Origin of the sequence: Chryseobacterium sp. WG23 (assembly GCF_024586575.1) — a bacterium.
Lineage (GTDB): Bacteria > Bacteroidota > Bacteroidia > Flavobacteriales > Weeksellaceae > Chryseobacterium.
Map to the genome: position 1 here is coordinate 222594 of NZ_JALCZE010000006.1, position 24043 is coordinate 246636.

The 24043-nt window shown below is 37.5% G+C and carries 12 protein-coding genes; 6 read left to right on the forward strand and 6 right to left on the reverse strand.

Annotated elements, in window-relative coordinates; genetic code table 11:
- Positions 1-36: 36 nt before the first annotated feature.
- The 3 genes from MP477_RS11330 to MP477_RS11340 form a co-directional block, all read right to left on the reverse strand.
- On the reverse strand, positions 37-1065 hold the full coding sequence (locus tag MP477_RS11330; protein WP_230034261.1) for a bestrophin family protein: 1029 nt from the start codon (positions 1063-1065) through the stop codon (positions 37-39).
- A gap of 205 nt (positions 1066-1270) precedes the next feature.
- Positions 1271-3343 carry a thiamine pyrophosphate-dependent enzyme gene (locus tag MP477_RS11335; RefSeq protein ID WP_257190515.1) on the reverse strand — a complete coding sequence of 691 codons (2073 nt, stop codon included), beginning with the start codon at positions 3341-3343 and terminating at the stop codon, positions 1271-1273.
- Between the two features lie 75 nt (positions 3344-3418).
- Positions 3419-5551: a S8 family peptidase gene (locus tag MP477_RS11340; protein WP_257190516.1), complete on the reverse strand. Its 2133-nt coding sequence runs from the start codon at positions 5549-5551 to the stop codon at positions 3419-3421.
- Positions 5552-6118: 567 nt separating this feature from the next.
- Here MP477_RS11340 and dnaE point away from each other — a divergent pair.
- The 3 genes from dnaE (at position 6119) to MP477_RS11355 (ending at position 16905) form a co-directional block, all read left to right on the forward strand.
- Positions 6119-10786: a DNA polymerase III subunit alpha gene (gene dnaE / locus MP477_RS11345; protein WP_257190517.1), complete on the forward strand. Its 4668-nt coding sequence runs from the start codon at positions 6119-6121 to the stop codon at positions 10784-10786.
- Positions 10787-11119: 333 nt separating this feature from the next.
- The gene (locus MP477_RS11350; protein WP_257190518.1) at positions 11120-14806 is read left to right on the forward strand and encodes a fibronectin type III domain-containing protein; all 3687 of its coding nucleotides are present in this window, start codon (positions 11120-11122) and stop codon (positions 14804-14806) included.
- A gap of 137 nt (positions 14807-14943) precedes the next feature.
- Entirely contained in the window at positions 14944-16905 is a 1962-nt protein-coding gene (locus MP477_RS11355) for a T9SS type A sorting domain-containing protein (RefSeq protein ID WP_257190519.1), read from the forward strand.
- Positions 16906-16997: 92 nt separating this feature from the next.
- Here MP477_RS11355 and MP477_RS11360 read toward each other — a convergent pair whose 3' ends face one another.
- Both MP477_RS11360 and MP477_RS11365 read right to left on the reverse strand, forming a co-directional pair.
- Positions 16998-17156, reverse strand: coding sequence for a hypothetical protein (locus tag MP477_RS11360; protein ID WP_230034271.1), 159 nt, complete (start codon positions 17154-17156; stop codon positions 16998-17000).
- Positions 17157-17199: 43 nt separating this feature from the next.
- Positions 17200-18027, reverse strand: coding sequence for an ion transporter (locus tag MP477_RS11365; protein ID WP_230034273.1), 828 nt, complete (start codon positions 18025-18027; stop codon positions 17200-17202).
- Positions 18028-18219: 192 nt separating this feature from the next.
- Here MP477_RS11365 and MP477_RS11370 point away from each other — a divergent pair, with 192 nt between their 5' ends.
- Positions 18220-19317 (forward strand): Nif3-like dinuclear metal center hexameric protein, encoded by a 1098-nt coding sequence (locus MP477_RS11370; protein WP_257190520.1) that lies wholly within the window; start codon positions 18220-18222, stop codon positions 19315-19317.
- Between the two features lie 3 nt (positions 19318-19320).
- Positions 19321-20097, forward strand: coding sequence for a zinc ribbon domain-containing protein (locus MP477_RS11375; RefSeq protein WP_230034284.1), 777 nt, complete (start codon positions 19321-19323; stop codon positions 20095-20097).
- Between the two features lie 794 nt (positions 20098-20891).
- Here the strand turns inward: MP477_RS11375 and MP477_RS11380 are convergent.
- Entirely contained in the window at positions 20892-22670 is a 1779-nt protein-coding gene (locus tag MP477_RS11380; protein WP_257190521.1) for a long-chain fatty acid--CoA ligase, read from the reverse strand.
- A 231-nt stretch (positions 22671-22901) separates the two neighbouring features.
- Between MP477_RS11380 and MP477_RS11385 the strand changes: the two genes are divergently transcribed.
- Positions 22902-24041 carry an acyl-CoA dehydrogenase gene (locus tag MP477_RS11385; RefSeq protein ID WP_230034288.1) on the forward strand — a complete coding sequence of 380 codons (1140 nt, stop codon included), beginning with the start codon at positions 22902-22904 and terminating at the stop codon, positions 24039-24041.
- Positions 24042-24043 lie beyond the last annotated feature (2 nt).

Here is a 24043-nt window from a genome sequence, read left to right on the forward strand (position 1 = left end):
GCCTGTATATCTGTTTGGTTATCAATTCATTTGTAATTACACCAGGACTCCGTTTTTAGAAGCAATCGGATCAGGCAGATCAGTTTCACCGGTCATTTGAAGCAGGTCTATTTCTATCGTTCTGCAGATGGAAAGCATAGGAACATCAAACATAAGCCCTGCAAAAGGATTTTCAGAATAATCTCCTACCAGTTCCATAATAATATAGATCCAGCCAATGGTGATACAGAAAGGAATGGAGGTCCAGATGCCCCAGTCTCCCAGTTTGGCAAATTCATTCACTAATCCAAGAGGCAGCAGCATGATAAACAGAATGTTAAATACAAATGCGGTACTGGCAAACTGTCTTGGGGATGGGAATTTCTTGATTCTTTCTGCCTGTCCCTGGAAACCATAGAACTCATTCAGTGAATTTTGAAGTTGTACCTGGTTGAAATCGGTGATGGCATTTATGTTTTTCAGCTCGTTTATATCCTTTGCCTGTTGAGAGATCAGATACGTAGCAAAGTTTTTATATTCACTTTTAAGTTCGTATTCTTCTTCGGAAAGATATTTATGCAGGAAAATAGGAGCTCTTCCATAATCCGGAAATCCTGCCTTAATCAGTCTGTTTCTTCTTAGGTTGATTCTCCCTAACTTGTTTTCAGTATTAATGTGTTCCCATTCTGCAGGGATGAGAAGCTGCTCACGGAAGGTATATAACCACGCAATATGACGGTAAATAATTCTTTTTTTCCGGTCTTCCAGATCAAACACACCTATTTCTTCATTCTTGGTATCAAAGGCCTGTACCATGGAAGCAAATGACCGGCTGGAATTCACAATTCCGCCCCATATTTTTCGGGCTTCCCAAAGTCTGTCGTAGGCCTGGTTGTTTTTAAATCCTACTAAAAAAGCTTCTGCCGTACCAATCAGTGCAACAGGAACCCAGGGAATAGTCATCCACTGCCAGTTGAAGAAATAAAACAGAACGGCAATCAGTGTACACCAGATAGAAATTAAGATGAGGTGCGTTCCCGATAGATTAAGAACCTGTTTATAATTGACGTATTTTGTAGTGATCATAAAGAAGAATGTGTTTTTGGTGTGCCGACAAAATGAATACCAAACTGTAATGTACTTTTATCATAAATGGTCTGTCAGTAATGATTTTTAGTTTTCTCTGGTTACAATGGTCCGGGATTTAGATGGATAATCTTTAATAAAAGTAATGAAAAAAAAGCATAAAAAAACCTCTAAAAAAAAATTAGAGGCTGTTATTTATATAAGCTTAATATTGAAGCATTTCCTCGATCTTTTTGGAAAGCTTCTCCGCATTAGGTAGCATTTCTTTTTCCAGTATCAGATTGATGGGGACAGCCGGAACATCTAAAGATCCCATTGTTTCTACCGAAGCATCCAAATATTTGAAACAGTTTTTCGAAATACGGTGGGCAAAAGCTTCTGCGAAGGAATTGTTAAGCTGTTCTTCTGTCAGAACAATACATTTTCCGTGAGCTTTTACCCTTTCAAAAACAAGTTCTTCATCTAATGGGATTAAAGTTCTTAAATCAATCACTTCCACTCTGCCGTTGAAATTTTTAACCGCTTCTTTAGCCCAGTAAATACCCATCCCATAAGTAACAATCAATAAAGTTCTGCCTTTTTCGGTTTCATTCTGGTCAGCTTCAATGATTACTTTTCCTTTTCCAAACGGAAGAATATAATCTTCAGCAGGCTCTATTGTTTTGGCATCTTCAGTTCCCGGAACCTTGCTCCAGTATAATCCTTTATGTTCCAGCATTATTACCGGATTGGGATCGTAATAGGCTGCTTTTAACAGCCCTTTGAAATCTGCAGCATTACTTGGGTAAGCTATTTTAATTCCTTTAATATTGGCCAGGATGCTTTCAACGCTGCCGCTGTGGTAAGGTCCGCCGCCACCATAGGCTCCAATTGGAACACGGATAATATTGCTGACAGGGAACTTTCCGCCACTTAGATAGCTTGATTTTGAAATTTCGGTGATCAGTTGATTGATTCCCGGATATATGTAATCAGCAAACTGAACTTCTACGATAGGTTTTAATCCTACAGCACTCATTCCTGCTGTGGATCCAATGATATAAGCTTCCTGAATAGCAGTGTTGAAAACTCTTTTACTGCCGAATTTTTTTCCTAAGGTCACTGTTTCACGGAAAACCCCACCAATTCTTTCTCCTACATCCTGTCCGTAAAGCAGCGCTTCAGGATGTTTCCACATAAGTTCCTGTATAGCATGGATGGCAGCATCTACCATTACGATTTTTTCTCCGTTGGCTGGTTCACGGGTTCCTGCTTCTTCAGTAACAGGAGTAGGCGCGAAGATGTGCTGCATTACGGTTTCCGGTTTTGGATCTTCCGCATTTTTAGCTCTTTCAAAAGCATCTTCCGCTTCAAGACGTGCCTTTTTTGTGATTTGTTTTAAATGATCCTCGTCTATTCCTGCTTCCAGTAATTGTTTTCTAAGGATTTCCCCCGGATCTTTAGCCCTATGTTTTGTTAAATCTTCTTCGTTTCTGTAAAACTCTCTCCTTACGCCGGAAGTATGGTGGCCAATAAGTACTGTTTTTGCACAGACAACTAAAGGCTTTCTTTCCGTTCTTACGAAATTTACAGCTTTTTTCATGGCTTCGAAACTCTCTATGAAATCAGTTCCGTCCACTCTCATTCTGCTTAATCCTGTAAATCCTGCTACAAAGTCATACGCATCACAGGTTCTTGCTTCTTCTTTGGTTACAGAAATTCCCCATTCATTATCCTGAACCAGAAATATGATTGGGAGCTGATGTAAAGCGGCAAATTGTAACGCTTCACTTACTTCACCTTCCGTTACCGAATTGTCTCCAAGGCTGCAAACTACCACAGGATTATTTTCAAAATGCTGAAGATTAAAGTCCTGGATGTATTTTATTCCCTGAGCAACACCGGTTGTAGGAATAGTCTGCATACCGGTAGCAGAGCTTTGATGGATGATCTTTGGTTTATCTTCATCCCTGCTTGACGGATGAGAATAATAAGATCTACCTCCTGAAAAAGGATCCTCAGCTTTAGCTAATAATTGAAGCATAAGCTGGTATGGCTCAAAACCAATTCCTAAAAGAATACTTTCATCTCTATAATAAGGGGAAATCCAGTCTTCTTTTTTTAACTGATAAGCAGTTGCTAGCTGAATGGCTTCATGACCTCTTGAGGTGCTGTGTACATATTTACAGACATTTCTGTTTTCTTCATAAATATCGGCCATTGCTTTAGCCAGCATCATATGATTATACGCTTTGAGTAATATATCCTGAGAAACTTTTTCGTGAAGTGTATTTTCCATAGGAAGCAAATATACATAAAAAAACAAAATACTAACAAGTGTTAGTATTTTGTAAAAAAATTATGATTTTAGTGACTATTCTCTAATTACTTTTTTAGAAATAATCTCTTTATCCGTTTTTACTTCAACAATATAAATTCCTTTTGTATAAGCTGATAAATCAACGGTTTCTTTATCACTGTTGATGGTGCCATTCTGTAATTTTTTACCAGATAAGTCATACACAGTGAAAGTGGATTTTTTAGGAGCTTTCAATATGTTGGTGACATCTTTTGTGATAGAAGGAGCAATAGCAAGACTGCTTAAAGGACTAGCCTCTTTTGTCCCTAAAAAGGAAGAATAGCCTGTCACGATAATAGAGTAATTTTGAGGAGCATCAGCGCCTGCATTATTTCTCAAAGTATTTTTATTCGTGATTTCAATTCTATAGCTTCTTCCGGCTGCAGGAGTATCTATAACTACCTGTTCTACATTGTCTACCGTATTATCTCCTTTTGCAGCAGGTGTCATCGGGCTGTTGACATCAAGTTTCCATGGAAAATAAGATGTATTTGTGGCGGTGTCAATGATCCTTAAATCTAAATCATTAACAAGCTTAGACGTTCTATTATTGTGAACTTCTGGATCTGTTGTAGGCATAATCGTATACTCAGGATCAATCCAGGAAATGGTAACTTTTAAAGGTTCACTACCGGAAGCGGTCACTGTTTTAGTATTTGTTACTCCGCTGTTTAATACTTCATCGGCGAAAACTATGCTATTGTTGGACTTTGCTAGAAGAAGTTCAGCGCCTTTCTTGGCATCAATAAATCCCCAGCCAAAATGTGGGTCTGGGCCAACATTACCTGCTTCCATTGCTGAATGTACCATTAAGGTTTTTGCTGAAGCTGCATTTAGCTCTGCGTTGTTAAAAAGCTGTTTGGTAATTTGTGTCCATAATCCAATAATACCTGTTACTATAGGGGCAGAATAAGAAGTGCCACTACCTGTTGCTGCGCTCTGGCTTCCTGTATTGTTATTTTGTGTATCTGCACTTGCAACATCTGTTCCTACGGCTGTAATATCTGGTTTTATGCCCCCGTCATCTCTTGGCCCTGCACTGCTATAGCTTGAGTGTATAACATCTGTGGCAGTGGTATATCTTCCTCCATTGGCTGTAATTCTGTCTGAAGCTGCAACGACAATAATATTTTTCGCTAAAGAACCAATCCCAATGCAGTCATATCCTTGTGCACAATTATTGGGAGGTAGTGTGTCAGTTGCGACAAATTCAACCAAATTTCCTGCACTATTTTTATAATATTTTTTATTGGTACTGGTTGTGGCATTGGGGCCATCGCCATATGAATTTCCGGCAGATTTTACAATGATGTAAGAAGGGTTGTTATATACAATCTTGTCATAATCTCGATCATTTGTATAATAGGTTCCTTGAGCATCAAATGATGTGCTTGGACTATTGAAATTACCATTCCATATCCATGCTGGCAGGTTGCTGACTAGTGCTTGACCCCAACCTTGGTTACTTCCATATGAGTGATTAGAAATTTTAGGTTGTGCCTTAATTATTTTTTGAAAAATGGTACTGGGTGTTGAATCACCAGGTAATGTTGTTTGTAGAAAAGCATAGGCATCTATCGTAGAATTTGGAGCAATGCCTTTAAAATTAACTTGCCTTCCACTTGGAGAAAATGTATACGGGAAGTTTCTGGCTCCAATAAAGCTGGCAACAGCTGTTGCATGATCTCCATAAATTAAACTATCAGCTTCTTTGTTGCTTATTCTGTTTTGGGCGTTGTTGAAAAATGTATGACCAGCAAATACCCTTGCTGGTCTACCTGGGATTGAACAGCCGTCAAAAATGGTAAATTTGATATTTTCTCCATTAAAAGAACCAGTCAAACCCGTAATATTTCCTCCCTGTAAAAAATCAGAATTAGAATTAAGGATTTGATCCATATCCTGCCCTTTGTAAAAATAAGGCCTGTTACTTGGTAGAAAACCAGCGAGGCTGATTTTCTGTTTTTCAATTTCTTCTAAAGTCTCTGTACTTCTGTTGTTGCCATAGCGCTTGGCTACATAAGAATCAAATTTCTTCGCATTTTCTATCCTCTGTTTTTCAAATTCTTGTTTCAGAATTTCATTGTTGTTTTGTGCATTTGCTAAAGAAATAGCTAAAATGCTGATCGAAATAAAGATTTTTTTCATGACATTGATATTTTTTTAAACTTTGTGTTTTGCTAATTTATCAATAAGTTGCTTAATTTGATTGTTTGTTGGTTATTATGATGATTTTTTAATTTTATTTTAATTTTATTTATTATTTTGTTTTATTTATTTAATTAATTAATATTTTATTTTTGTTTTATTTTTTCATTAAAAAAAGGTTGCTAAGCTTGGATATTTGTGCTTTTGAATTATTTTACTTTAAAAAAATAATTGTAGAACGACATCTGTGAGAAGGGGGATCTGATAACATATCTAAGAAGATGAGCTCTACATTTTGTTCATTAAACTAAAAATACTGGCTGGTGTCAGTATTTAAAACCTTAGTCTGTCCATTTAAAATATTTAAAATGTTTTTTTTGTGAATAAATATATTTTATTGACTTAATTTATTTTAATTTGATATAATTGCTGTTTGGTTTTGTTTAATTTGTTATTATTTCAATATTTGTAAAATAGAAACGGTTATTTATATTATGGTCTTAAAACAGAATTAGAAAAAAATGAAGTAACTTTACATTCTCTTTTTTAAAAAAGTTAGAAAATTATATGTACTTAATTTTTGACACAGAAACAACCGGTTTACCAAAGAATTTTAATGCTCCGCTTTCAGACTCAGATAACTGGCCAAGAATGGTTCAGATTGCTTGGCAGGTTCATGATGATGATGGGAAATTAATTGAAAATCAGGATTATATTATAAAACCTGAAGGCTATGATATACCCTTTAATGCTGCAAGGATTCACGGGATTACTACAAAAATTGCCAATGAAGAAGGCCGTGACCTCCAGGAAATTCTCGAAGAGTTTTCAAAAGTTCTTGAAAGAGTAAGAGTAGTTTCCGGACATAATGTTGAATTTGACTACAATATCGTAGGAGCAGAGTTTTATAGAAAAAATATAGAAGATAATTTACAGGCAAAACCGAGGGCAGATACCATGATCCTGGGAACAGACTTCTGTAAGCTTGGCGGAGGCCGTGGAGGCAGATATAAATCTCCGAAACTTGAAGAATTATACGAAAAACTTTACGGAAATAAATTTGATGAGGCGCATAATGCTGCGGCTGACGTAAATGCCACGGCCCAGGTTTTCTTCGAAATGATGAGAATTGGTGTGGTTCCGGCTGAGATATTGAAGATATCAGAAGATCAGCTGGCCTATTTCAAAAGCCTTTATCCTGATCCTATCCAACCTTTTGGAATTGTTATACGAAGACAGGTTGCTGACTTTAACAATAAGAAAAAGCAGCAGGATTTTGGAAGTATAGACGAAATTGATCTTGGTAAATATTTCAATTTTGATAACCACAGTGTGTTTTCTACATTGACTGCCACTTCAAGTATCAATGACCTGATTAAAAAAGCTTCTGATGAAAATTTCCCTGCCGTTGGAATGGTCGATTTGGGAAATATGATGGGTGCCTTTAAGTTTGTTTCTGCGGTGGAAAGCACTAACGCAGACAGAGCCAAAAAACATAAAGAATATCTGGCAAAAAAACAGGAAGCAGAAGAGAAGGGCGAGGAATTTAATGAGGAAGAACCTGTTTCGGAACCACTGATTCCTGTGGTTGGATGCGAATTTTATATTTCAGAACGCTATGAACAGAAGCAGTTTACTAAAGATGATCCCGACAGAAGAACCCAGGTTGTTCTTCTGGCAAAAGACTTTAACGGATATAAAAACCTGGCCAAGCTTTCCAGTATTGGATTCCTGAAAGGATTCTATTTTGGGGTTCCCAGGATAAGCCGTGAGCTGATTGCTCAGTATAAAGAAGGTATTATTGCATTGACGTCGGGAATTCTTGGAGATATACCTGATGCTATTCTAAACACAGGGGAACAAAAAGGGGAAGAGCTCTTTAAATGGTGGAAAGATACTTTCGAAGATGATTTTTATGTTCAGCTTCAAAATCATCAGCTTCCTGAGGAAGAGCATCTTAATGAAGTTCTATTATACCTGGCAGATAAATATAATGTTAAGATTTTAGCCCAAAACCAAACTTTTTATACCAATAAAGATGATTCCAATATTCAGGATATCGTAAGCTGTATTAAAGATGGTGAAAAGCTTACAACCCCTGTGGGTAAAGGATTTGGTAAAAGAAGAGGATTGGCTACAGGAGAGTATTACATCAAAAATTCTGATGAAATAAAAGAAGCTTTTCTTGCCTATCCTGATGCCTTTGAAGCCTATGAGGAATTCTTTGCAAAATTTAAACCTTACACCCTAAAAAGGGATGTCCTTCTTCCGAAATTTGATATTCCTGAAGAATTTATCCATGCAGAAGATGATGTAGATGGAGGGAAAAGAGGAGAGATGGCTTACCTTACCTATCTTACCTATGAAGGAGCTAAAAGTAGGTATGTGGATACAGGGATCACAGACGAAATAAAAGAACGGCTTGATTTTGAGCTGGAGGTAATTGCCAATACCGGTTATCCGGGATACTTCCTTATTGTTCAGGATTTCTGTAATGAAGCCCGTAGAATGGGAGTCTGGGTAGGTCCCGGAAGGGGATCAGCAGCTGGGTCAGCCGTTGCTTACTGTATTGGAATTACCAATGTAGACCCTGTAAAGTATGATCTCCTTTTTGAGAGATTCCTGAATCCTGAAAGGGTTTCCATGCCCGATATTGATATCGACTTTGATGATGAAGGCCGGGACAGGATTATCAAATGGGTAATTGAAAAATATGGACAAAATCAGGTGGCTCAGATTATTACGTATTCCGTTCTTGGTGGAAAATCTGCCATTAAAGATGCCGGAAGGGTTTTGGATGTTCCGATTCCTGATACCAATAATATTGCTAAGCTTATTCCTTCCACACCGGGGATGAATATTGCAAAAGCATTGGCAAAATATGAAAAATTAAAACCGGAAGAACAGATGCTTGTTGATGAGATGAGGTATGTTCTTAACAGTCCTGATGATGCCCGGCATGGAGTATTGGCAAGTGCCAAGAAAATGGAAGGATGTATCAGGAATACCGGTATTCACGCCTGTGGGGTAATTATTACACCGGAGGATGTAAGTAATCTGGTTCCTGTAACTATTGCGGCGAAAGATGCTGATATTTTGGTGTCACAGTTTGATAATTCGGTGGCAGAAAGTGCAGGTCTTTTGAAAATGGACTTCCTGGGGCTTAGAACGCTGACCATCATTAAAGATGCTTTAAAGCTGGTAAAGGAAAGACATGGGATTGATATTGATCCTGATGAGATTCCCCTGGATGATACCAAAACCTATCAGCTGTTTAAAGAAGGAAGAACGGTCGGGATTTTCCAGTATGAAAGTCCTGGGATGCAAAAATATATGAGGGAGCTTAAGCCAACGGTTTTTGCCGATCTTATTGCCATGAATGCTTTGTACCGTCCGGGTCCTATTAAATATATTCCAAACTTTATTAACAGGAAGCATGGAATTGAGGAGATCGTTTATGATTTACCGGAAACGGAAGAGTATCTGAAAGAAACTTACGGAATTACGGTTTATCAGGAGCAGGTAATGCTTCTGTCTCAAAAATTAGCCAACTTTACCAAAGGTGAAGCCGATACGCTGAGAAAGGCAATGGGTAAAAAGCAGATTGATGTTCTTAACAAAATGTATCCCAAATTCATAGAAGGAGGTAGAAAGAATAATCTGAATGAGGAGAGGTTGGAAAAGATATGGAATGACTGGAAGGCCTTTGCTGAATATGCCTTCAACAAATCTCACTCTACCTGTTATGCATTTATTGCGTATCAGACAGCCTTTTTGAAAGCAAATTATCCAGCCGAATACATGGCGAGTGTAATGAGTAATAACATTAACAATACGGATTCAATCACTATGTTTATGGAGGATTGTAAAAGTATGGGTGTGGATGTTTTAGGTCCGGATGTTAATGAATCACAATATAAATTCTCAGTAAACGAAAAAGGACAGATCCGTTTTGGACTTGGAGCCATTAAAGGTATTGGTGAAGGTCCGAGTGAAGGAATTACCAGGGAAAGGGAAAACGGCAGATTTAAAAATATTTATGATTTCTTTGAAAGGATATTACCTTCCCAGATGAATAAAAGAGTGGCAGAAAGTTTAGTGCTGGCTGGCGCTTTTGATGAGCTGGATTCTTTCCACAGAGGTCAGTATTTTGATATCGATATGGCGGGAAGAACGAATCTGGAAAGATTAATCAGATACGGGCAAAGCTTTCAGGAGAGTAAAAATGAGATGGAACATTCCCTGTTTGCTGATTTTGCAGAAGAGGTTCAGATTGAACAGCCAAAATTACTTCCTTGTCCGGAATGGCCCAATATGCATACCTTAAATAAGGAGAAAGAAATCATTGGATTCTACCTTTCTGCACATCCACTGGATGAATTCAAGTACCAGTTCCAGTTTATCCAGGGACAGCTTTCTAAGAAATCGGTGCTGGAAAAAGAGGGAGAAGATAAAACGGGGACTGATGAAGCGCCTGTTTTAGAACAGGATTCACTGGATGAAACGGTTGATCTTACAGAGATTGTATCTGATGACGTCGTTGCAGGTGAAGAGGAAGTGATAGAAGAAGTGACCAAAAAAGCAGAACCAAAAGGGACTTTTTCATTTTTAAATCTTGATGAGGTAGATGCTTATAAAGAGCAGGCTTTCGCAAATAAACAGGAGGAACTGTTTGAAGAAAAAAAGAAGGACTGGAAAACACTGCAGAAAGAGAGAGAAAACGGAGGTGGCGGAAAAGAATACACCGTAGCAGGTTTAATTACGGAATATAGAGTTCAGGATGGCTTCAGGAGTGGGGAAAAAGTCGCTTTTGTGACCCTTGAGGATTATTCCGGATCATATTCTTTCAGGCTTGGAGACAGAGATTATATGAGGCTGAAAGAAAAGCTCGAGGTTCAGAGGTTTGTAATTTTTAAGATCAAATTTGCCCAGGTAAAAGATGGTCGGGTTTTCGTGAATGTAAATGATGTGATTGAGCTTCAGGAAGCATTTGAAAGATTTGCGAAAAGCATATCTCTGGTTATGGATGTAATGGATGTAAGACCTGAAGATCTCGATTTCTTCAGAACGGTTCTCGAAAGGAATAAGGGAAATCAGAAGTTGAAATTCTTTATTAAAAATATTGATGATGACTCTCACATAGAAGTTCAGTCTATGAAACATTCTGTAGACCTCAATGGAGATCTTATAAAAGAAATTCAGCTGCTTAATAAGTATGAATTTTATCTTAATTAAAAGAAAATAGCAAATAAATATTTGTAAAAGTGGCTTTTTAGCCACTTTTTTTATTGAGTTTTATTGAATTTGGTGATTTTTTTTCAAAAATTATTTTATGTTAAATAGCAATCTGTTTATTCTGTTGCTTTGTTAGTGTTCTTTTTAAAGATTTGATAATCAATATTTTATAATTTTTCATCAATTGATGAAAAAATGTTAAAACTAAATAATTGTTTAATTTTTGTTATAAATAATGGGTATTTATTAATTTTTAATTATTGATTTAAATTAATTTATGATTTTTAATTTAATATTTATTTAAATTTACCCTCTAATTTTTATTTACTATATATGAAAAAATTTCTACTCACGTGCATGGCTGCTTTTTTTTATAGCGTATCTGCACAGGTAGGTCCTCCACAAACTGCAAATCCTAATACCAATAATGGATATGGATTTGTTCAGAGTCTGGGTACCTACACTCCGTTATCTGCAGGTAAAACGGTCTGGCAGTCAGGAACTGTTTTGAATACAGATGCTGCTTCTGCAGCTATTAGCCTGCCCGCTCCATTTAAGTACAATGGTAAAACGTACACCAGTATTTACATCAGCAACAATGGGTATATTACCTTTGGTATTGCTCCTTCAGCCGGTAATACCAGTGTTCTGACTACCAATACCGCTTTTGAAGGTGCTGTAGCCGGATTTACAGCTAATTTAAGAGCTGCTAATACCACTACTTCAGAGATTGCTTACGAAACAATCGGTTCCAAGTTTGTCGTTCAGTATACAGATCTTCAAAGTAACAGTGGCTCTGCTGCCCAAAAGTTAAATTTTCAGATCGTATTGGATACAACAGACAATACCGTAGAGATTTTGTATGGTGATTGTACTTCCGGAACTTCTACGTTAAGTGGACAGGTAGGGTTAAAAGGAGGAGAGAGCTCTGATTTAAATAACAGGGTAGGAACCGACTGGACGAATACTGCTGCTGGGGCAGGATCTACCACTACATCCTGTACCTTAGGAACTACTAACGGAAATACGGTTCCGGCTTCCGGTCTTAGCTTTAAATACACTCCGGGAACATGGGTGGGTACTCCATCATATGCTTCTATGCCTTATACTGAAACTTTTTCGGCCTGGGGTAATGGAAATTCTGTGGGTGATCTTCCCAATGCTTCAAACTGGAGGTCATGGCCTTCCAGAGGAGATAATTCATGGAGATCTACCGAGTTGACAGTGGCTAATGCCGGCTTTACAAGCGTCTCAGGATGGAACGATGTCTCAGAAACTACTGCCACGCCTATTTCTTCTCCGGCAACAGCTCCTGCGGCAAGATTCCATTCTTACCACGTTTCTGCAGGTCTTTATGGATATATGGATCTGTATATTGATTTATCTTCCGGAACAGGGGAGAGGGTGCTTTCTTTTGATTATGTGAATGCTTCCGGTACAGATAATTTAAAAATACAGCTTTCAACCGATGGTGGAGCTACCTTTACAACGGTAGGAACTGCTTTCGGAACTTCTGCTACCTGGTCTAGTAAAAACGTTGTACTAGGCTCCAATAGCTCTACTGCAGTGATAAGATTTCTTGCGACAGGAGATTTTGGAAGTGATGATATATTCATAGACAATGTTAAAGTGGGCGCTATGAACTGCCTGATGCCGGCAACGGTTACTACCGGAACCACAACAGCTACCACTGTTCCTGTCAACTGGACGGTTACTACTGCAGCTCCTACTTATGATATATATTACAGTACCTCAGGAACAGCTCCTACTGCTGCATCTGTACCAACCTTTACAGGAGCTACCGGTACAACTCAAACCCTTACAGGACTTACACCGTCCAGTACCTATTATCTCTGGGTAAGGTCCAATTGCGGAGCTGATCAGAGTATCTGGGTATATGGGTCTACGTTTTCAACCAAGACATTCTGTCCTAGTGTATCTGCACCTTCTTCATCTGCCACCGCAGTGGCTTTGAAACCTACATTTACATGGGCAGCCAATGCTGACGCTACCGGCTATAAATTATCTATAGGAACAACTGCAGGTGGAACTGATGTGTTAAATGCTTTTGATGTAGGAAATGTTACTACGTATACGCTGCCTAATGAGCTGGCTTATAATACAAAATATTATTATACAATCAATTCTTATAATGCCACCCAAACTTCTACGGGTTGTACAGAAAGGAATTTTACTACCTTATCAATTTGTCCTACAGTGTCTGCACCGGCATCTTCTGCTGCTGATGTTTCGTTATCACCCACCTTTACTTGGTCTGCTGTAACCGGAGTTAACGGATACAAATTAAGAATAGGAACCACTCCCGGAGGAACTGATGTGATGAATAATGTAGATGTAGGAAATGTAACTACCTATACCTTACCTACCGTTCTTAATAATTCAACAACCTATTATTATTCAGTAGGTGCCTATACAGCTACACAAAGTTCAACGAACTGTACAGAAAGAAACTTTTCGACTGTTTGTGGTACTGTTACATCTTTCTCTGAAAATTTTGATGGAGTAACAGCAGGAAGCTGGCCTGCATGCTGGGGCAAGGTAGGAACAGCTGGAAGTGCCAATATTCAGACCAGTTCAATGGCAAGTGCTCCCAATGTCCTGTATATCTATTCTTCTACCACCAGCAATATCGCGGTAGTGAAAATGAGACCGGTAAGTACATTAGATACAGGTCTTTACAGATTGAGATTCAAAGCGAGATCAAATTCTACTGTAGGAGGAAAGGTTGAAGTGGGATATTTAACAGACCCAACAACAGCATCTTCTTTTGTAAGTCTCGGTATTTTTACAACTACCAGTATATCTGTTCTGGATAATTTTATAATAAATAATATTACCGCTCCGGCAGGAACTACCACACTTGCTTTCAGACATACAGGAAGCCCTGCAAACAGTGTTCTTATTGATGATGTAAACTACGAACCGATTCCTGCATGTTCAGAACCCACAGCATTAGTAGCATCTGCTGTTCTTGCTCAAAGTGCTGATATTTCATGGACAGCTCCGGCAACTGCTCCGGGCAGTGGATATGAAATTTATTATTCTACCTCCAATGTAGCCCCTACTGCAGCAACTGCAGCAACAATAACTAATATTACGGCTACTGGCAGAACTTTATCAGGCCTTACCCCTAATACAACCTATAATGTTTGGGTAAGATCTAACTGTAATGGCACAGATAAAGGAGCATGGGTAGGTACGGCAATATTTACCACGGCTTGCCTGGCGGTTGTTCCTGCTTATACCAATGATTTTTCTACATTTCCGGGAACGTGTTGGTCACAGGCTTCCGGAGGAACGCCTGCTACAGGTCCTACAGGAGCTTCCGCATTATGGATTGCAGATGGATTCCTTAATTCCGGAACTACGGGTGCTGCTAAAATGAATATTTACAACGACAACAGAGTTGGTTGGCTTAAAACTGCAGCATTTGACCTTTCTGCCGGAGGATATAAAGTAGAATTTGACTATGCTGTGACAGACTATGCTGATACTGTTTCATCTCCTATGGGAAGTGATGATACCGTGCAATTTGTGGTTTCAACAGACGGCGGAACTACATGGACCGTATTGAATACATGGACAGCAGCCAACGGGCCTTCCAATGCATTAAATACTTATTCTTTAGACCTTACCGGATATACCAATCCTAATACAATCTTTGCATTTTACGGTTCTTCGGGTACGGTAGATGATCTTGAAGACTATGATTTCTTCATAGATAACTTTAAAATTTCAGCTGCACAGCTGGCTACTTCTGAAACAAAGGTTAAAGAGGGGCTTAAAGTGTACCCTAATCCGTTTACTGATAATATTAATATTTCAGATGTTTCTCAGGTGAAATCTGTTTCAGTCATTGATTTGGCAGGAAGGGTAGTGAAAACTATAGAGTCTCCTTCTTCTGTCCTTCAATTGGGAGATTTAAACCATGGAATGTATTTGGCTGTATTATATATGAAAGATGGATCCAAACAGACTTTTAAAGTCATAAAAAAATAAAATTCTTTATTTTTCACTTATTAATTAATCAGCAGCTTTATAGCTGCTGATTTTTTTTAATAATTTTTTAAATTTTTTAACATTGTGTTGAAATTATTATTAATTTGGTAATCAAGTTAACACTAAATTAAAAAAATATGAAGAAAGTATTACTTTTATGGCTGCTTACAATAAGCATGATACTAAATGCTCAAATCAACCTTGGAGAAGGGAGCACTGAGACCGGGAACGCCCCGGTAGATCCTTATTATGAATATTCATATATTCAGCAGATCTTTACCAAGCAGGAGATTAACGCGAATGCGGCAGGAAACATCACCGGCCTTAAATTCTACCTGGATGCTTCAGCGTCTATAGATAACTCATCAGACTGGATTGTTTATCTGGGCCATACAGCAAAAACAAATTTTACATCTGAAGATGACTGGATTCCTGTAACCCAGCTGACTCAAGTGTATGCGGGAACCGTTACTAATGCCAATGGAGTAATAGAAATAACTTTTGCTACCCCATTTCCATACAATAACACACAGAATTTAGTCATTGCAGCAGAAGAAAATGCACCAGACTACGATGATGATAACATATTCTCTGTATTTAAGTACGGTTCTGTAACAGACCGTACCCTTTCTTACAGCAGTGATTCAACAAATCCTGACCCTGCAAGCCCGCCAACAGGAGAAATGTTGGATTACAGGTCTGTAGTGAGCCTTATGGGTCTTACTATCAATCCTGTTCCTGCCTGTCCTATGGTTGGGTATCCGGGAAATAATTCAACCTTTATACCGGTGTCGCCAGATATTACCTGGAATGCCCCTCAGGGAGCTACAGGCTATAAGATTTCTATAGGGACTACACCTGGAGGAACTGATATTGTTAATCAGCAGTCTGTAACCGTCAACAATTTTACACCTTCATCCCCATTAGCTATTGATACAGATTATTATCTTAAAGTAACAGCAGTAGGTGCAGGAGGCGAATCTGCAGGATGTTCTATTATTAAATTCAGAACAGCTCCTCCTGCTTCTGCTAATGATGAATGCGCAAATGCCATCGCGCTTACAGTAAATCCAGATATGAACTGTGGCACTGTAACATCCGGATACACTTTGGGAGCAAGTGACTCAGCATTACTTACTGATCCGTGCTATGGTGAGGCAGATGATGATGTGTGGTTTAAATTTACAGCAACAGCTACCAGTCATGCAATTACGCTCAGCAATGTAGCTTCTATTGGAAGTATTTTTAATGAGGATGCCTATTATCAGGTTTTTAGCGGAGATTGTGCAAGTCTTGTCAGTACGCTGTGCGGATATGGAGGAATGGAAATTCTTACCGGTCTTACGGCGGGGGATACTTATTATGTAAGGGTATACAGCTATGGAGGAGCAGGGGAAGCTCAGAGCTTTAATTTATGTGTCGGAACCATACCTCCGCCACCAGCTAATGATGAGTGCTCAGGTGCTTTAACTGCCGCTGCATTCCCATATAGCTATACACAGTCTGATGCTGCAGGAGCCAGTAATAATGGAGCATACCTTGAAGAGTGTACGAATGGGATGAATGATGGAACATGGTTTACTTTCACAGGGGATGGCAGTACTTTTGATATCACCGTAACAACACCTGCAGATAGTTATTTTGATTCTCAAATCGGTGTATTCAGTGGTGCATGTGGCAGCTTAACTTGTGTGGATACTATAGATGGAAACGGAGCTGGAGAAACAGAAACAATTTCTATCCCAACTGTTGCCGGAACGGCCTATTATGTGAATGTAGGAAGTTACAGTACATGGTCTGACGATTTAGAAGGAACATTTACGATTTCTATTAATAAAGAAAACCTTGCAACTTCAGAAACTTCTAAAGCTAAAAATACAGTTCAGGCCTATCCGAATCCATTTACAGAAGTACTGAATCTCTCAAAAGTTGATCAGATAAAATCAATTTCTGTTTCGGATGTATCCGGAAGATTGGTGAAGAGTATTGATCAGCCGGCTTCAGTTCTTTATTTAGGAGATCTGAAATCAGGAATGTATTTAATAACGCTACACATGAAAGATGGATCTAAGCAGACTATTAAAGCGATTAAAAAGTAAAAAGAACAGCTTTGATTTCTTATCATAAAAAAAGGAAGAGTGAAATATTTCGCTCTTCCTTTTTTATGGTGATATAGAGTATTTATGACTCATTATTTATTGGGTACTGGTTGTATATCTCCTGTATTCATCATATCAAAAACTGTGGGAAAGAACATGACAAGAATAAAGTAGATGATAATCATTAGTACAACTAATGCAAAAAGGATAATGACTAAGCTATTGGGCTTGTTTTTCTTTTGTGGTTCCATGATTTTGTGGTATTTGGTTGATAAATTAAATGAATATAAAATATCAAGCTAATTTCTTGCCACATTGTTTGCAGTATCTGGCATCATCATCAATATCTTCGTTGCCACACCGCTCACATACCTTTTCCAGGTTCTGTCTTTTATTGCGCATTTCTGCTGTTACAATTCCGGTAGGAACTGCAATAATAGAATAACCGGCCAACATCAGAACCACTGCAAAAAACTTCCCTAAAGGTGTAATAGGAGACACATCTCCATATCCTACCGTAGTTACAGTAACCACCGCCCAATAAATAGATTGTGGAATGGTTTCAAACCCCGGTCTTCCTCCTTCTACCATAAACATAAGAGAACCAACAATTACCGAAAAAATAATTAAGAATAAAAGGAAAATGTAAATCTTCCGGGAGCTGTTTTTTAAGGCTCTGACAATCACGGAACCATCATTCATAAAGTCCATAAGGTTGAAAACCCTGAAAACTCTGAGCATTCTCAACATTCTGAAAATCAGGAAATATTTCGTTACGGGAAAGAAGAAGCTTAAGTAAAATGGAACCAGTGCAAAAAAATCAATAATCCCAAAGAAACTGAAAATATAGTGTTTCTTATTTTTTACCACGGCAATCCGCATGGAATATTCAATGGAAAAGAAAATAGAGATAATCCATTCCAGGATCAAAAACGTATAATGAAATCTTTTGTCAAGCTGAGGTACACTTTCCATCATAATGATAGCAGTACTGGCAAGAATTAAAGATAGTAATATGATATCGAAAAGTTTTCCGAGCTTAGTGTCGGACCGGTAAATTATCCTGTAAAGGTATCTTTTCCAGAGGGAGTCTTCGGGAACAAGATTGTGTTCTCTTTCCATTTAAAATCGGGTTATTTTCACAATGAAGATAATCATTTTTATGAAGTATGAAGTAAAGATAGGATTGTTAAAAGGAAATTCCAAATATTACCATCTGGCATTATTATGGATCAGTAGGTTCTTATTGAGGCAGAAATTGTTTCGGAATCCTTGTAAAATTAATATCTTCGCTGTAACTGTAAAAATAGACTAATGAAGCTAAGAGCTGTAATTTCAAAGATTGAAGAGGAAATAAGTATCAGACAGGCAGAAGATTTTGATAATGTGGGATTGCTGTGTGGTGTTCCGGATCGGGATGTGAGTGGAATTCTGGTGTGTCATGATGCATTGGAAAATGTAGTGGAAGAGGCGATCCTGAAAAACTGTAATCTGATTGTCTGTTTTCATCCTATCATATTTTCAGGGCTAAAATCCTTAACCGGTAAAAATTATGTTGAAAAAGCTGTTTTAAAGGCTATTGAAAATAAAATTGCCATTTATGCTATTCATACAGCATTTGATAATGATTTCTTTGGAGTGAACTACGGAATATGCAGTCAGCTGGGATTAAAGAACATGAAAATTCTTCAGCCTAAAGAAAATAACCTGAAACAACTGACGGTTTTTGTACCTAAAGACTATTCTGAAAAGGTAAAAGAGGCTATGTTTTCAGCAGGAGCCGGAAATATAGGCTTTTATGATGAATGCAGTTTTACAGTCAACGGGAACGGGACATTTAAGCCGGTAGAAGGTTCCAATCCATTTTCCGGAGAGCAGAATATCCGTGAGAATGCTGATGAGGATATGATTTCCGTAATTTTTGAATCCTATAAACAGGGGCAGATCATTGGTGCAATGAAAGCTGCACATCCATATGAAGAAGTGGCCCATCAGGTGTACAGTCTGGATAATAAAAACCATCATGCAGGACTTGGAATGTATGGAGAGCTTGCGGAAGAAATGGATGAGAAAGATTTTCTGCAGTTTGTAAAAGAAAAATTCAGTCTTGAGGTGATAAAACATTCTGCCTTTAATCATAAAAAAATAAAAAAAGTAGGCGTTCTCGGAGGATCCGGAGCCAGTGGAATAAGAGCTGCAATGTCCAAAAAATGTGATGTTTATCTCACAGGGGATCTTAAATATCACGATTATTTTTTAGCTGAGTCTAAAATGCTGATCTGTGATATAGGCCATTATGAATCAGAACAATTTGTAAGTCAACAATTATTTGAAATTTTATCACAAAAATTTAGTACATTTGCAATTTCAAAATCTATTGAAAAAACAAACCCAGTAAATTATTTCATTTAACATATGGCAAAAACCAACGATATTTCAGTTGAAGAAAAATTAAGAGCTTTATACGATTTACAGATCATTGATTCAAGATTGGATGAAATCCGAAATACTAGAGGAGAATTGCCAATTGAAGTTGAAGATCTTGAAATCGAGATTGAAGGTCTTGAGAAAAGAGCTGAAAAATTTCATGCAGACATCAAAGAACAGGATGATCAGATTAAAACCAAGCATGAAGTTATTAACCATGCAAAAGCTTTAATTGAGAAATATAAATCTCAGCAGGATAATGTAAGAAACAACAAAGAGTTTGAAGCATTAGGAAAAGAAATTGAATTCCAGGATCTGGAAATTCAGCTTGCTGATAAGAGAATTAAAGAATTCGGGGTTAAAATTGCTCACAAAAACGAAACTTTAAGCGAATTGAACGCAAAGATTGATGATTTAAAGAATCACTTGAAATTCAAGAAAGAAGAATTAAATGATCTTGTGTCTGAAACTCAAAAAGAAGAAGAATATCTTTTAGAGCAATCTAAAGAATTCGCAGGTAAAATTGATGAAAGATTATTGGCTTCTTACAACAGAATCAGAACAAACTCTATCAACGGTCTTGCAGTAGTAGGATTAGAAAGAGGAGCTCCAAAAGGATCTTTCTTCACTATTCCTCCTCAAAAGCAAATGGAAATTGCTCAGAGAAAGAAAATCATTATTGACGAACACTCTGGAAAAATCCTTGTAGACGATGAGTTGGTAATGGAAGAAAATGAAAAAATGAAGTCTGTAATTAAATTCTAATTATCGATTTTAAATAATACAAAAGCTGTTTCAGAAATGAGACAGCTTTTTTTATAGTCTTTTTGAAATAGATGTTGCTTTTGGGAGATGGTTGTAAACACTAATGGCACAAATATTTTCACAAATAACACAAATGCTTTTAGACAGAACTTCTTCGCTGTTTATGAAAATGCTGGTTTAGATTCCTTCGAAATGACAAAACAGGACGTTGGGTGGTTTGAAATATCTGATAATCGGATAGGTTAGAAGGGGGAGTGTCCAATAGAAATGGTCCTGGTTTGTTTTATTTTTAAAAATATATTGTGATTGCTAAACACTGATGGCACAAATGTTTTCACAAATAACACAAATGCTTTTTAAACAGAACTTCTTCGCTGTTATGAAAATGCTGGTTTAGATTCCTGCGGAATGACAAAACAGGACGTTGGGTGGTTTGAAATATCTGATAATCGGATAGGTTAGAAGGGGAGTGTCCAATAGAAATGGTCCTGGTCTGTTTTATTTTTAAAAATATATTGTGGTTGCTAAACACTGATGGCACAAATATTTTCACAAATAACACAAATGCTTTTAGAGAGAACCTCTTCGCTGTTTATGAAAATGCTGGTTTAGATTCCTTCGAAATGACAAAACAGGACGTTGCATGGTTTGAAATACTAAAATATTCAATAGAAACGGACTTTAGTCCGTTTACCTTAAGACCCCTATTCCAATGGCTTTAGCCTAAACATTAAAAACATCATAATCTTTTTTTAAAGCATAAAAAAACCGCTCCAAAAGAAGCGGTTAGTGTTTTATTCATGATGATCATACATCTTATTGTAGAGGGACATAAATTTCTCTTTTACAGCCTTTCTTTTTAGCTTTAAAGTTGGAGTAAGCAGTCCGCTTTCAATACTCCATACTTCAGGAGTCAATTCAATCTTTTTGATTTTCTCCCAGTTTCCAAGGTGTTCATTAATACCCTCAATTTCTTTTTCTATTCTTTCTTTTAATTCAGTGCTTTTAGCAATCTCTTCAGGGGTAGTGCCAATATTTAAATTATTTCGCATGGCCCAGCTTTTTGCAAATTCAAAATCAGGCTGTACCAACGCACACGGCATTTTTTCACCATCACCCACAACCATGATCTGTTCGATGAATTTAGATGCCTTTGCTAAATTTTCAATAGTTTGAGGTGCTATATATTTCCCGCCTGAAGTTTTGAACATTTCTTTTTTACGGTCTGTAATCTGTAAAAATCCATCACTGTCAATATGCCCGATATCTCCTGTTTTGAAAAATCCGTCTTCAGTAAAAGCTTCTTTGGTCATTTCTTCATTTTTGAAATACGCTTTGAATATAGAAGGTCCTTTTACTGTAATCTCGCCATCTTCCTGGATTTTTACCTTTAAATTATCTAAAGGTACCCCTACGGTTCCCACTTTCATTTTTTCAAAGCTGTTCACCGAAATTACCGGAGATGTTTCCGTTAAGCCATATCCTTCCAAAATAGGAATTCCTGCATTCTGGAACATAAGGTTCAGTCTTGTAGATAAAGCTGCTGATCCGGAAACTAAAGTGACAATTTCACCTCCCAAGCCTTCTCTCCATTTAGAGAAAACCAGTTTATCTGCAATGATTTCCTGTATTCCGGATGGTTTTGAAATTTCTTTCTTCTTACTAATCAAATTTAAAGCCCAGAAGAATATTTTTGATTTCAACCCACCTGCAGAAGAACCGGTATTATAAATCTTATCATACACCTTTTCTACCAGTCTCGGAACAACAGTCATATAATGAGGTTTCACTTCTTTTACGTTTTCTCCCATTTTTTCGATGCTTTCAGCAAAATAGAGTGAAAATCCTTTGTATTGGTAAAGATAAAACAGCATTCTTTCAAAAATATGACAGATAGGCAGGAAGCTTAATGCTCTTGTTTCCTTGTAGTCAAGGCTTCTTTTCTTGGGAATCCTTGGAATAGATCCCAATACATTAGAAACGATGTTATTGTGGGTCAGCATCACCCCTTTAGGTCTGCCGGTAGTTCCGGAAGTGTAAATAATCGTTGCCAGGTCTTCAGTATTGATGGCATTGGACAGATCTTCTACTTCAATTTGTGTAGATTCATCCTTACCGAGATCCAGAATTTCTTTCCAGTTGGCAGCACCGCTTATATTGTCGAAAGTAAAGATCCCCTGTAGGCTGGGAATATTGTGTTTTACTTTCATTACTTTATTCAACAGCTCTTTGTCAGAAACAAAACAATACTGTATTTCTGCATTATTGAAGATGAATTCATAATCTTCCGGGGAGATACTGGGATAAACCGGTACCGAAACAACACCGATCTGAGACATTCCGAAATCCATGATAGCCCATTCCGTGCGGGAATTGGTAGTAATCAATGCAATCTTATCTCCTGGTTTTATTCCCAGTTTCAGTAATCCTCTGGATATCTTATTTCCTTCATTAATAAACTCTTGGGTAGAAGTTTTTTTCCATTCACCATGGTATTTGGTAACAAACATATCCGCTTTAGGATATTTTTCCAAAGCGTAGTGAGGAATATCGAATAATCTCTTTATCGTCATGATTTTTTAAGTAATTTATAAAGAAATCTAAATATAAGCATTTTTTTTAATTTTTGAAGTTTGAATGAGATAATTGAATGTTTACCATAATATATTGATTATTTTATAACGATAAGTCACTTTGAAGTCTACTTTTTTTAACTAACTTCTAATCACTCTCTTCTAACTTCTAATTTATATTTCCAGATTTGCTTAAAAAGTGTAAATTTACGGCTATCTAATTATTTTTTTATGAACTTTAATTTATCAGAAGAACAGTTGATGATTCAGCAGGCGGCAAGAGATTTTGCACAAAATGAATTATTACCTGGAGTTATTGAAAGAGACCGTGACCAGAAATTCCCTGCAGAACAGGTTAAGAAAATGGGTGAGATGGGTCTTCTAGGAATGATGGTTGATCCACAGTACGGAGGGGCAGGTATGGACAGTGTTTCTTACGTTTTGGCAATGGAAGAAATTGCAAAAATAGATGCTTCAGCTGCTGTTGTAATGTCTGTAAACAATTCATTGGTTTGTGCCGGTCTTGAAAAGTTTGCTTCTGAAGAACAAAAAGTAAAATACCTTACTCCTCTTGCTAGCGGAAAGGTAATAGGAGCATTTGCATTATCTGAGCCTGAAGCAGGTTCTGATGCAACTTCTCAGAAAACAACAGCGGAAGATAAAGGAGATTACTATCTTTTAAATGGTATTAAAAACTGGATCACAAACGGTGGAACAGCTTCTTATTATATCGTAATTGCTCAAACTGACCCGGAGAAAAAACATAAAGGAATCAATGCTTTTATCGTAGAAAGAGGATGGGAAGGTTTTGAAATCGGACTGAAAGAAGACAAATTAGGAATCAGAGGAAGTGATACCCACTCTTTGATCTTTAATAATGTAAAAATACCGAAAGAAAACAGAATTGGTGAAGACGGATTCGGGTTCAACTTTGCAATGGCGGTATTGAACGGAGGAAGAATCGGAATTGCTTCTCAGGCATTAGGTATTGCTTCGGGAGCGTATGAATTAGCTTTAAAATATGCTAAAACCAGAAAAGCTTTCAAAACCGAAATCATCAACCATCAGGCAATTGCTTTTAAATTAGCTGATATGGCTACTCAGATTACTGCAGCCAGAATGTTATGCTTCAAGGCAGCATGTGAAAAAGATGAAGGAAAAGACATTTCCGAAAGCGGGGCTATGGCGAAACTATATGCTTCTCAGGTAGCGATGGATACTACTATTGAAGCAGTACAGGTCCACGGTGGATACGGATATGTAAAAGAATATCACGTAGAAAGATTAATGAGAGATGCAAAAATCACTCAGATCTACGAAGGAACTTCTGAAATTCAGAAAATCGTGATCTCAAGAAGTATCGCAAAATAACT